7 protein-coding genes and 1 pseudogene are annotated in these 11,801 nt (G+C 67.6%); 3 read left to right on the forward strand and 5 right to left on the reverse strand.

Going from position 1 to position 11,801, the window contains the following annotated elements; genetic code table 11:
- Window positions 1–2: 2 nt before the first annotated feature.
- Both U9979_RS23475 and U9979_RS23480 read left to right on the forward strand, forming a co-directional pair.
- The gene (locus tag U9979_RS23475; RefSeq protein ID WP_322780995.1) at window positions 3–974 is read left to right on the forward strand and encodes a DUF5666 domain-containing protein; all 972 of its coding nucleotides are present in this window, start codon (window positions 3–5) and stop codon (window positions 972–974) included.
- Window positions 967–2,985, forward strand: a complete 2,019-nt coding sequence (locus U9979_RS23480) for a biotin/lipoyl-binding protein (protein WP_322780996.1) — start codon at window positions 967–969, stop codon at window positions 2,983–2,985. The genes U9979_RS23475 and U9979_RS23480 overlap by 8 nt, the downstream gene beginning before the upstream one ends.
- Before the next feature lie 534 nt (window positions 2,986–3,519).
- Here U9979_RS23480 and U9979_RS23485 read toward each other — a convergent pair.
- From U9979_RS23485 to U9979_RS23500, 4 genes and pseudogenes are all read right to left on the reverse strand, one after another.
- A pseudogene (locus U9979_RS23485) lies at window positions 3,520–4,806 on the reverse strand (AMP-binding protein); the annotation flags it as partial.
- Window positions 4,803–7,172: an efflux RND transporter permease subunit gene (locus U9979_RS23490; protein ID WP_322780997.1), complete on the reverse strand. Its 2,370-nt coding sequence runs from the start codon at window positions 7,170–7,172 to the stop codon at window positions 4,803–4,805. The gene U9979_RS23490 and the pseudogene U9979_RS23485, both read right to left, overlap by 4 nt.
- A gap of 68 nt (window positions 7,173–7,240) precedes the next feature.
- Window positions 7,241–7,732 carry a hypothetical protein gene (locus U9979_RS23495; RefSeq protein ID WP_322780998.1) on the reverse strand — a complete coding sequence of 164 codons (492 nt, stop codon included), beginning with the start codon at window positions 7,730–7,732 and terminating at the stop codon, window positions 7,241–7,243.
- Window positions 7,733–7,880: 148 nt separating this feature from the next.
- Window positions 7,881–8,648 carry an iron-containing redox enzyme family protein gene (locus U9979_RS23500; RefSeq protein ID WP_322780999.1) on the reverse strand — a complete coding sequence of 256 codons (768 nt, stop codon included), beginning with the start codon at window positions 8,646–8,648 and terminating at the stop codon, window positions 7,881–7,883.
- A gap of 506 nt (window positions 8,649–9,154) precedes the next feature.
- On the opposite strand from U9979_RS23500, the gene U9979_RS23505 reads away from it, so the two are divergent.
- Window positions 9,155–10,411 (forward strand): hypothetical protein, encoded by a 1,257-nt coding sequence (locus U9979_RS23505; protein WP_322781000.1) that lies wholly within the window; start codon window positions 9,155–9,157, stop codon window positions 10,409–10,411.
- Here the strand turns inward: U9979_RS23505 and U9979_RS23510 are convergent.
- Window positions 10,378–11,801: HAMP domain-containing sensor histidine kinase (locus U9979_RS23510; protein WP_322781001.1), on the reverse strand; the 1,424-nt coding region annotated here is incomplete at its 5' end. The two genes, U9979_RS23505 and U9979_RS23510, sit on opposite strands and share 34 nt — an antisense overlap.

Consider the following 11,801-nt stretch of genomic DNA (forward strand, 5'->3'; position numbering starts at 1 on the left):
CCGTGTCCGAGCCGTATGTGTCCGAGCCGTATGTGTCCGACAGCACCGTGTCCGAGAGCTCCATGCCTGCGCAGGACATGCCCATGCGAGCGGGCGTCGCAGCCCGTCCGGTCCGGTCCGCAGCTCGACCCTTAGCTGTCGGGGGACGGCAGCTGAGCCTGCTGTCGCTGGCGGCTGTCGTCGCCGTGGCCGCAGTCGCCCTGGCTGCGTGCGGTGGGGGCTCGGGCGCCACCACCACTGCGGGCGGGCCGACGCAGGACCCGGGGACGAGTTCCACGCCGTCCGGCCCGCCGGACGTCACAGGGACGGCCGCGGCGGTGACCGACACGGCGATCCAGGTCCAGAATCCGTCGGTAGGCCAGGTCACCGTCAACTTCAACAGTTCCACCGCTTTCACCCAGACCGAACAGACGACCGCCGCCAGCCTGGTGGTCGGCGACTGCGTCGTGGTGACCACGGGTGCGGGAACAGGAGCGTCGCAACCAGCTGCCACCGACGGCCCGATCGCCGCGCAGAACATTATGATCAGTAAGCCGGATGCGGGTGGGTGCACCGCCAACGGCGCGTTCCGCGGTGGTTTCGGCGGCGGTGCACGCCCCTCGGGCGTCCCGAATCCCTCGGGCAGCCCCCGGCCGCAGCGCACACCGGGCGCCGGTGGACAGGGTCGCTTCGGCGCCGTCATTGGCACGGTCACCTCGAAGTCCGACACGACCTTCGTGGTGGCGACGATCGCCCGCGGGAACAGCCCGGCCACGACGAGAACGGTCACGACGAGCGCCTCGACCGGCTACGACCAGACCGTCCCGGCGTCGTCCGCGGCATTGAAGGTCGGCGAGTGCGTCACCGCGGTGGGTCCGGCCGACAGCACCGGGGCGGTGACAGCGACGTCGATCAGCATCCGGCAGGCGGGGCCCGACGGATGTACCAGCGGTTTCCGCCGGTCGACCAACGCCGAGGGGTCCGCCAATGGCTGACCGGACGTCTCGGGCCCGGCGACACCGGGTCCGCCGCTGGGTGACGGTGGCCGTCACCATCGCTGTCCTGGGAGGGGCCGGCGGGGGTGTCCTTGTCGCCACAGCCGCCGGCGGGCCGTCCTACCGGACCACCGTGGTCAGCCGCCGCACCGTCGAGGCGACGTTGAATTCCATCGGCAGTGTGACGCCTGTGAGCCAGGCGTCGGTGAGCTTTCCCGTTTCCGGGCGGGTGGCGCAGGTTCCCGTGGCTGTCGGCCAGCATGTGACGACCGGTGACGTCCTGGCCGAGCTCGACACGTCATCTCTTGCCTCGTCCCTGGACAATGCCCGTGCGACGCTCACGTCGGCGCAGGCGAAACTCGCGGCGGACCAGGCCAGCCAGACCGGCGGTACGGCCTCGGCATCGACCTCGACGTCTCTGTCAACCGGCAGTGGTTCCGGCGTGGTGGGCGGCGCGGCATTTGTCATGTCGCGCCAGGCGGGCACGCCGAGCCCGAGTCATGTCGCGGTGGAGCTGATCGTGTCCGGCGAACCGCGGGTCGGTGCGTCCGGTGGCGGACCTGCTGGGCAGGGTGTCGCGGCGGCGGACGTTGTCAAGCAACGTCAGCAGCAGCTGCTGGCTGACCAGCATGCCGCCGACACGGTCCTGTACCAGACCCAGGCCGATCTGGCGCATGAGCAGGTGGTCTGTCGGGCGTTTCTGAACAGCCTCGCTCGGGCTCCGAGCGCCACCCAGACGCAGACGACGCAGACGACGCAGACGACGCAGACACAGGCGCAGGACCCGGCCTCGACCGGCGGAACGGCGCCCGACGGTACGGACTGCTCGGCGTTGCTCAAGAATGTCCTCGCCGAGCAGGAGACCCTTAACAATGATCTACGCGCCGTAGCCGCGGATGAGGCGGCCCTCGATGCCGCGGTCGCGCAGCTACTGGCCCAGTCTCCGGGGCAGCAAGCGGGCACGGGCCCGGGCCAACCATCGCCAAGCCCGTCCGGTACCGGAACGGGAACGGGAACCGGGGCCGGAACCGGGGCCGGGGCCGAGCAGCACGCCGGCAGTAGCACCGGTAATTCCGGTAATTCCGGCGGCGGGACCACCCACGGCGGCACGTCAGCGGGTGGTACCGCAGCGGGTCGTACGTCAGCGGGTGGTACGGCAGCGGGAGGTAGGGCTGCGGGTGGCTCCACGACGGCGTCAGGTACCTCCCGGGCACCTGCTTCGGCGGCCCAGATCGCTGCCGACCAGGCTTCGGTCGACGCTGCCAACGCCATGGTTCCAGTGGCCCAGCAGAGCCTGGACCAGGCGCGGCTCATCAGCCCGATCAGCGGTCTCGTGGCCGCCGTCAATGTCACGTCCGGTCAGTCCGTGACCGCAGGGTCGAGCACAGCAGCGATTGTCGTGGTGAATCCAGGTTCCATGGAGGTCATGACGACGGTCAGTGACAGCAACGTCGCCGCGGTGAAGGTTGGTGCGAAGGTCACCGTGACCCCGAACGGTACCGACTCGCCGACGGCGGGCACCGTCGTGGCAATCGGCCTGCTTCCGGCAGCGTCCACGACATCCACCGGCACGGCATCGTCCGGATCGTCGAGCGGGGTGGCCTATCCGGTGACCATCGGCCTCAACGGCGGCGGTGGAGCGCTGTTTGCCGGCTCCGGGGCGGCTGTGTCCATCGTCGTCTCCAGTGCCGCGCACGCGCTGGCCGTGCCCACGTCAGCCGTTCGTACCCTCGGTAACCGTCATGTCGTGTCCGTGCTGCGAGACACCAAGCTGACCAGTCTGGCGGTTGAGGTGGGCGCGGTGGGTATGACCTTCACCCAGGTGACATCCGGCCTGTCCGAGGGGGACCAGGTCGTTCTGGCAGATCTCAATGCCCCGCTACCCACGAGTAACACTACCTTGCGCGGCATCGGGGGCGGTGGTTTCGGTGGTGGTGGTTTCGGTGGTGGTGGTTTCGGTGGAGCCGGCGGCGGCGGTGGCGTCGTCGGTGGAGGTGGCCGGAACGGGTAGTGGCGAAACGTCGGACCCCAGCGGCGAGTATCGCTCGCGCAGGTGGCTGGAGCGCAGCTCGTGAACGCGCCAGCCACGTGGCTTGCCGGTGGGTCCTACCTCGCCGGTGGCCAGGGTGAACGCTCCGTCGAACAGTCCGTAGCGGCGGACCACGCCATGCGGGTCCCCGCTTACCACGAGTGCGGCAAGATGCGCCCACCGTGGGTCGTCCCTGCCGACCGGTTCCAGCCGTCCGGCCTCGCGCAGCATGTGCTCCGGCGTGCCTGCCGGGTGCACGGCCACATACAGAAACACTCCGGCTTCGGGTGCGGCGGGGAACAACACGATGTCAGCGGGGCCCAGCGCGGCGGCGATCCGCGCGATGAGGGCGCTCGTGTCCATGACGGTGCCATTCGGGGCCTTCACCAGGGACTGCACCCGCCCCAGTAGGACGATCTCGCCGTTGTCCCGGATGAGGGCACGGTCGCCGGTGTGTAGCCAGCCGTCCTGGACTGTGCGGGCGGTGACCGCATCCTCGCCGACGTACCGGGTGAACGTCGAGGGGCTGCGTACGAGCAGCTCGTCGCCGTCGCCGATCGCGACCTCAACGCCATGGACCGGGACACCGACGACGTCGAACGCCGCGCCGGATCGGGCGGTGATCGACGTCGCTCCGGCCACCTCAGTCTGCCCGTAGACATTGCGCACGGGGATGCCGACCGCCTCCCACCATGCACGCAGCTCGGCGGGGATGGGTGCGGTGCCGGCAAATGCGTCCCGGACCTGCGCGAGGCCGGCCTGGCTGCGCATCCGGCGGCCGAAGACCCACGCGCCGGGACGGCGTCTGGTCACACCGGTACGGCCAGCAGCCAGCGCCTGGTCAGCAGTGTGTCGTACCGACGCGGCCAGCCGCCGTCCGAGCGCACTGGACGACGCGGAACGCAACGCCTCACCCCGGATCGCCTCGTACACAAGTGGTGGTGCGAGCAGCACGCTCGGACGGGCGGCCAGGAGATCGGGTCCGAGGGTGACCAGCCCGTCGCCATACCAGGTGTGGCCGGCCAGCATGAGCGAGACATACAGGGTGAGTAACCGTTCGGAGATGTGCGCGGTCGGCAGGAACGACAGGAACCGGGGAAACGGGTGCGTGGTCTCGTCGCGCACCGCGGACACCGCGGACATCATCGCCTGTTCGGATACGTCGATGACACGGGCCGGACCGGTGGTACCGGTGCTCTGCAGGTACAGCAGCGTCTCCCCGGACGGACGGGTCGGTAGCGCCGCCAGCCGGCCACGCACCGACGCAGTGTCGAACGGTTCGACATCGGCTGCGAGGGTGGTAAGCGGTGTCCCCTCGACACCGGGCAGGGCAACGATCCTGTCCATCTCGACGATGGGCAGCGCCAACCCGGCGGTGGATGCCCGCGCCCGTTGGGAACGACCGACCACCACGGCATCGGCACCGGTCATCCGCACGGCGCGGCGCAGCTCGTCATCCGTGGCGGTCACGTAGAGCGGCTGCACAGCGCGGCCGGACAGCCCCAGCGCCAGCTCCAGCACCGGATAGCGGGCGTCGGTTTCGGCGAGGACCGCCACCGTAGCCGCCGGTCCGACGACCTGGCCGATGCCGTCGACAACGCCGAGAACCACGTGCGTGAACTCGTGCCAGGTGAGTGTGTGCCAGTCGGCACGTCGCTGCCAGCGACCCGGCTTCGTCGCATCCGATGGGCAACGGTAGGTAATTGCCGGTCGCTCCGGGTGCGCACCGACGGTGTCCATCAGCACGGAGCGAAGTGTGATCCCGCCCTGCTCCGCCTCGGTCACGGCTGACGTCGTTGTCATGCTCCCACCTTCACGAGTTCCGGGACGGCGGCGGGCGCGCTGGCGTGGCGGCGCGGCCGGCCGCGGACGAGCAGCAGGTAGAGCGCCGGGCCCAGTACCAGGTCCGTTGCGAGTGCGAACGACATGGTGAAGGCGGCGACGAGGCCCATCTCCTGTAAGGCGATCAGCGAACTGGCCATCATGGAGACGAAACCGCCGATGAGCACGTAGGACGAGAAGCTCGCCGGTCGGCCGGTGCGCAGCATGGTTGCGGTCACGGCGCTCGTCGGGGCTGACCCGGTTCGGACCCGGTCCCGGATGCGCACGGACAGATGAATGGTGTCGTCGGCCGCGAGGCCGAGCGCGATGGCCAGGATCATGGCGGTGCCGATGCGCACAGTGATGTGGGCCAGACCCATGAAACCCAGGGTCGCGAAGAGCGGCAGGATGGTCGGCACGATGCCGGCGAGGAACAGCTTTGCGTCCCGGATGGCGAACCACATGATGGGCAGGATCAACGCGAGCGCGGTGATGGCCGAGAGCATCATCTCGAACGAGAGGCTGTGCATGCCCTGCTGTGCCAGCCACCACTCGCCGACTGTCGCCACGTCGGCGTCCGGCATGGTTTCCCGTGCCGCGGCGCGAATCCGTTCGGCGAACGGCAGGGACCTCGCTGTGCCGATGTCCGGCACCCGCACGATGATCGCGGCCTGGTCGCCGGCCGAGGTGAGCAGCGTGTCCGCGAGCCGCTGCACGACTGGTCCTGCCTGGCCCTGGCGGGCCGCGACCGCGCCGGACAGATCGGCCGGCCGGCGGACGCAGCCGGAGTCGGTTTGCCCAGCGGCGACCGGCGGCTGTGGCGTCAGGTCGAGCGGAGATGCCACATAGCGCACCTCGGGCATCGCGCAGACCCGGTTCACCAGCGAGGCAAGCTGCCGCTCGGTGCCGAGCACCGTGCCGGACCGTGGCCTGACCCACAGGACCGGGCCGAGGAATCCCGCGAACTGATGCTCGTAGGTGGATTGGGCGACTACCGCGGGATGACTGTCAGGTAGCTCTTCATTGACCTTCTGGTCGATCGACAGCCCGGATGCGCCGACAATTCCCAGGGCTGTGGTGCCCAGCACGAAGCCGAGGACGACTGTGCCGGGGCGGCGTTGCAGCAATCCGTCGGCGCGGCGCAGCATTGCGACCGTCCAGGAGGTGGTGTGTTGGCGGAACTCCTGCGGCGGAGTGTTGCGGTAGAATACGTGAATAAGCGACGGCACGGTCAGCCAGTTGGCGACGTAGACGATCATTACGCCAAGTGCCGTGGACAGCCCGAACGACGAGATCGCCTTCATGTCCGCCGTGAGAAGCGCGCCGAATCCCACCATGGTCGCCAGGCCGGTCATGAATGCAGGCCAGGCCAGGATCGTGAATGCTTCGCGGTTCGCCGTGGTGTGATCCCGTCCCGCCTCGCGCCGCCGGCGGTACTCCTGCTGGTGGTGCAGGGCCTCCGCGATGCCGACGATCAGGACCAGGGTCAGGACCTGGCTGTTGACGATGGAGAAGGGTTGCCCGAGCAGCGTCATGACACCGAGGACCAGCGGTACCGACAGGGTGACGCCGGCAAGGCACGTCACGACGTCTCGGAGCCGGCGGAAATAGACGAACAGGATCACCAGCATCACCGCGAGCAGAACCGCGATGCTGCGCAGCACGCTGAACAGCACTTCGTGGGCGTAGACCTGTTCGACCTCGGGATAGCCGGTGATGCGGGTCGTGATACCGGTCTGCCGCGACCAGTCGTGCACCGTGGCGCGGAACTGTTTCACCGCGGCACGCCAGTGGGAGAAGTCGCTGTTGGCGATGTCGAGCGCGACGGTGACCGCGACCTGCCGGTTGTCGTCGCCGAAGATGATTCGCCGGGCTGACGGTGAATGCAGCACCGGTTCGATGACCGCTCGCTGCTCAGCAGGTGTGTGCGCATTGCTCAGGTCGGCGGCGACGCCGGCCGGATGCAGTCGGCCCGAGGCGTCGAAGAACGGGAACGTCAACGGCTCCCGCACCGTGACGAAGTGCGGCAGGTTGCGCAATCGGTCCGCAAGTTCGTGGGTCCGGGCCAGCGTGCCCGGGTCCCCGGTATCACCGACGTCCGCGATCGCGACAAGGTCGTTGAATCCCAGGTCGCCGAAATCCTTCTCAAACGCCGCTGTCTGTGCCAACTGCTGCTGATTGCCGGTGAATACCGGACGGAACGACATGTCCATCCGCATGTTGAGTGTGCCGACTGCGCCGGCGAGGACGCCGAGGACGAGGCAGACCAGAACGAGCGGGCGCCGCCGCGCCAACGTGTCGTAAATACGACCGGCACGTACGCCACCCGGGATTCCTGTCGCTGACACCCACTCGCTCCCTCAGGCCCTGTCCGGTGGATATTGGTCGATGCGATCGAAGATCCATTTGGCCGGCTTCAGTCGTTCGGCCCGGTGAGGCCTGGACGGATTGCCGCCCGGGCCTCACCGTGGCTCATCCCCAACTGGTTCATACCGATGCGAGCGCAGTCGTCGTAGCGGCCGAGAATAATACTGTGCCGGCCCGGGCGCCCCGGAACGGCGCAGGTTTCGCCGGTATCCTCCGCACCGATCAGACGGAATATCTTCAGCATCTTCGGGAGGCAGTAGGCGATGTAACGCCGGTGGTGGGTGTACTCCAGCAGCCACATCGAGCCTAAGGCAAGCACCATGAGCGAATAGCGCACGGACTGGGGCGAGCGTGCCGCGGCCATCCGGCCGACCTCGGAGTCCGAACCCCAGTCGGGCAGGTTCGGCGAGACCCCGAGTATGTCCGAACTGTCGGACGGATACGGTTGTGAACGTGCGGTGGCAACGGGGGCGCCGTCGCGCAGCAGGAGCATGACATAGCTGTTCGCGTCGCGGTGGTGTTCCAGACCATCGCTGAACATGACGCTGCGTCGATCGCGGAAGACCTCGTTCCGAAAATTGCGAGCGAGTTGCAGCTCGCTGTCGGAGCTGGCGCGGATCAGCAGAACACCATCCGTCTGTGATGTCTGTGATGTCTGTGATGTCTGTGATGTCTGTGATCTGGATGAATCAGTGAGCACGGCTGGACTCCCGCGGCGATGCGTTGCTGCGACGGCGTGTCCATTCCGCGTAGGACTGCTCCATCAGGGACGTGGTCAGCCAGAGTGTGGTGACCGCGACGCGATGTACTGCATCAGCCTGCTCGCGGGAGGTCACCGCATGGCGGATCGCGTGCTGTACCTCGGCCGCATGCTTGGAGTCGATCTCCGAGTGCGCCACGAAGAAGGCCATGTCGCGGTCGCTCAGGCCGAGCGATTCCCGGGCCTTCACCAGCACCGGGCTGATGTGGTCGTACACCGTTTCGGCCCAGTAGGAGTAGCCCAGGCGGGAAACCGGGCTTTCGCGCAGAACGACACCGTAGAGATACTGGATGAGTGCGTCGGTCGCCGGCAGCGGCGCTTCGTCGACGGGTTCGTCCAGGCCGATCAGGCCGACCGCGCGCAGATCGTGCAGGATCAGCTTCTCGTGGCCGAGTTCCTCCCTGGCATGGCTGTAGACGAAGCGCAGCAGACCGATCTGTTCCGGCTCGGCGCGAAGGGCCGCGACCGCCTGGTTGATCGAATTATGTCGGGTGTAGTGGTAGATCTGGATCATTATGATTCGGTACAGCTCACGGTCGAATCCGTGCGCCGTGACGTGCTGCCAGAACGCACTGTTTCGGGCCTGTGCCCACAGGTCGCTGATCGAGGTGTCCAGGCGTGCGAAAAGTTCTTCGTGTATCGCATTCGGGACGACCTCTTCGGGCGTGGCCACTGCGTCAAGGATGTCCTGGATCATTACTACCCCCATATAGGCGGATGAATGAAATCAACATGAACCTACAATGGCTGCCCGGAATATTGCACCCCTGATCGTGTGTCAAAAACCCGACAGATCGATCATGTAAGAAATCTACGACAGAATCGATGTTCGAAGGGAACCTACGGGTTTCCCGGTTCTCCGTCCACCCGCACCGCCGTGCATGTTCGGCATGATTCAGAGCCTGTTTTGGATCTTCTGCCCGGATCGCCACGTCCGGGTTCTGCCTGCTCCGGGGCTGGCGCCGACAGCCGACGGACGGCGAGCGGACCGGTCATCGGACCCGTCAGCGGACCGGGGCCGGAGCCGTCACAGGATGGAAAGATCCTCCGAATCTCGCTCATATCAGGCTTTGACCCGGTTCACACGTCGGCCGGCTCTCCTTGACGTCAGACGCGGTCCAAGGGATGGATCCGCTCGCCCGGTTGGGGGTACGTCACATGCGTAGACCGAGAGTGACAGATCGCTCGGTGGACGATCGCTTGATGGCAGGACCGAGGAGATTTCGGGCGCTGTCGTTGGCGGCACTGTCCGTACTTGTGCCGCTTGCGGGTGCCGCACTCGCGCTTCCCGCACGTGCGGCACCGTCCGGACCGCCCAGGACGCCTGACTGCGCCTGGCGGGTGGAAGCCTCGCCGCAGACGGTCAACGCGGGTCTGCTGGACAGCGACGCCGTGTACTGGGTCATGCCGTTCGCCGTCCAGAAGGATCTCAACATCGTGTTGTCGGGTACGTACGCGGATGCGCGTTACACATCCCTGACGGTGTACGACAGCAGCTTCGCGCCCTTCACCACGTCCAATGGTGTCAGTTCGGAACTGACTGACTACCACATCGCGCCGGACGCGGGCAGTCTCAACCCGTGGCAGGTACCGGCATCCCCGGGCGGTCACTTTACTGTTACTCTCCGTCCCGACGCGGCCCCGGGGCAGACCAACGTCCTCCCTCTTGCCCCTGAGGGCACCCCGGCGGGCCGGGCCGGGTATCTCATCTACCGGGTCTACCTGCCCACGGGTGGCGACCAGGCGGTGTCGCTTCCCGGTGTGGCCTTCGAGCAGGACGGCACCACGGTGAACGTCCCGCTGTGCGCGCCCGGCTCGCAAGTCGGTGCCACGCCCGACATGGTGGCCGGCATGTCGGCGGCTGCCACGACGAGCGGAGATCTGCAGTTCGCCCGCGGGACGTCGAGCAACGGCTCCTTGTTCCCCAACCCTGACAATGCCTATCTGGAAGCCTCGGTGACGCCGCCCGGCGGCGACAACGTGGTCGTTGTCCGGGCCAAGGCACCTACCACGCCTGGTGGCGAGCATCCGGCGCCATGGCCGTCGGCGGCGAACCTGCGCTACTGGTCCTTGTGCGCGGACCTCCCGACACCGCCGCTGCCCGTGGTTGTGAACACGCTGCCCGACGGCACCGTTGACTACGGTTGCCGGGCGGACGAGGCCACGGCGCTCGACTCGACCGGCTACTACACGTTCGTCGTGGGCACCGAGGCGCAGCGGGCCGCAGTCGACGGCATTCCCGGAGCGACGTTCATACCCTTTTCCACGGACAATCCGACGACGCCGCACGTGCTGCTGCTGCGCAACCTTCTCGGTAATTTTCCGTATGCCGTCCAGAATGTTCCGCCTGACAACAACCCGGCATCGGCCGCGGCGGTCATGGGGAGCTACTACCCACAGGCCGCGGTCTGCCCGCTGTCGACTCTTCAGGCCGGCGGTCCGGCGGCCTGCCTTTCGTGATTGACACTGCCGAGTTCTCCCGTGGGTGGACCGGGCGATTCCGGTTCACCCACCGGGAGGAAGAGCCGGACGGTGGTCCCGATGCCGGGAGCGGAATGTACGTCAGCGGTGCCACCGTGCGCCGCCGCGACGGCCGCGACGATGGACATGCCCAGACCGCTGCCACCATGGATCCGATCGCGACTCCCCGATGCCCGCCAGAAGCGGTCGAATATCCGTTCAGCCGATTCCTGGGGCATACCCGGTCCGAAGTCACGGATCTCGAGGTGGACGCGGGTGCTGTCACGGCCAAGCCTCGCCTCGACCCGGGCTGTCACCGGCGTATGGACCCGCACGTTCGACAGGAGGTTCCCGACCACCTGGCGCAGGGCGTCCGCGTCCCCGACCACCATGCACCGGTCCGGACAGGTCAATGCGATGGGACGGTCCGGCTCCACCGCGGTTGCATCGGCGACCGCATCCCGCAGCACGGCGGACAGGTCCACGTTCGAGCGGTCCAGCGGCCGGTGCTCGTCGAGGTGGGCCAGATAGAGCATGTCGTCGACCAGCGCGCTCATCCGGGCGCTCTCCTCCTGGACGCGCCGCAGCGCATCGTCCACACCCGTCGGTGGGACGACACCCTGGCGCATCAGGTCGACATAACCGCGAATGGAGGTCAGCGGAGTCCGCAGCTCGTGGGAGGCATCGGCGACGAACCGCTGCAGCCGTTCCTGTGAGCGGACCCGTTCCTCGAACGCAGCCTGGATCTGACCGAGCATGATGTTGAGCGCGGCGGCGAGCCGGCCGACCTCGCTGCGCACCGGCGAGTCGGGCACGCGCCGAGACAGGTCCCCGCCGGCGATTGCCGCGGCGGTCTCCGCGACGTCCCGCAACGGCCGCAGGCCACGGCCGAGAAGCAGCCACGCCGAGATACCCGCGCCGACAAGGACAGCGAGGCTGGCAATGAGCTCTATCCCCGCCAGCCGGGCGACGGTCGTGGTTACCGGGCGCAGTGGGACGGCGACCAGGTCGGTCCCGCCATCGGCGGGTAGCACCCCGACGACGGCGCGGAAGCGTCTGCCGCCGTCGACGATGTTGAACGGCGCTCCGGAGGCGATCCGGGCGTCGATGTCCGTGACGGCGTCGAGGAGTGGACGTGATGGCGTGGGACCACTACCGCTTCCGGTGACGACCCGGACCGAACCGTCGCGCAGGCGGAGTTCCACCACGTAGTCGGTCGGGGCGATCACCCGTTGCAGGCTTTCGGCGCCGATCACCGGTGTCATCCGGGCCAGCAATCCACTACGTGCTGTCACGAGATTCTGGGCGCCGCGCAGCTGGTCGTCCGTCTGCTGGAAAAGATAGGTACGCAGCGCGAAGATGCTGATGGCGGCGGTGGCGGACAACCCCA

Source organism: Protofrankia sp. Cas4, assembly GCF_963555915.1.
GTDB lineage: Bacteria > Actinomycetota > Actinomycetes > Frankiales > Frankiaceae > Protofrankia.